This window comes from Streptomyces sp. 13-12-16, assembly GCF_002114215.1.
Lineage (GTDB): Bacteria > Actinomycetota > Actinomycetes > Streptomycetales > Streptomycetaceae > Streptomyces.
The window spans coordinates 1,332-1,572 of sequence record NZ_NCTE01001485.1 but is presented as its reverse complement, the minus strand read 5'-3'; the positions used below and the strand labels follow the sequence as shown (position 1 = coordinate 1,572).

Annotated in this window: 1 protein-coding gene; it reads left to right on the top strand. The window is 78.4% G+C overall.

The genetic code is table 11. The annotated features are described in order from the left end of the window. Positions 1-241 (top strand): hypothetical protein (locus B7767_RS47125; protein WP_179167565.1); only part of this gene is annotated, 241 nt, incomplete at both ends.

The window sequence follows — 241 nt, the reverse complement described above, 5'->3', positions numbered from 1 at the left end:
CGCCCGGTCGGCGCCCCGTGGGCGGTGGACACGCTGTGCCGGGCGGCCGCCGCCGCGCTCCGAGGCGGCCGCCGCGACCGTGCCGCCGCCTATCTCTCCCGGGCCCTGACCGAACCGCTGTCCGAGGAGACCCGCATCCGTGTCCTGCTCCGACTGGCCCGGATCGAGCTGGTGATCGCACCCGACGCCGCCGGGCGCCGCATGGGCGGCATCATCCGCGAACCCGGAGAGGCGGCCGCGG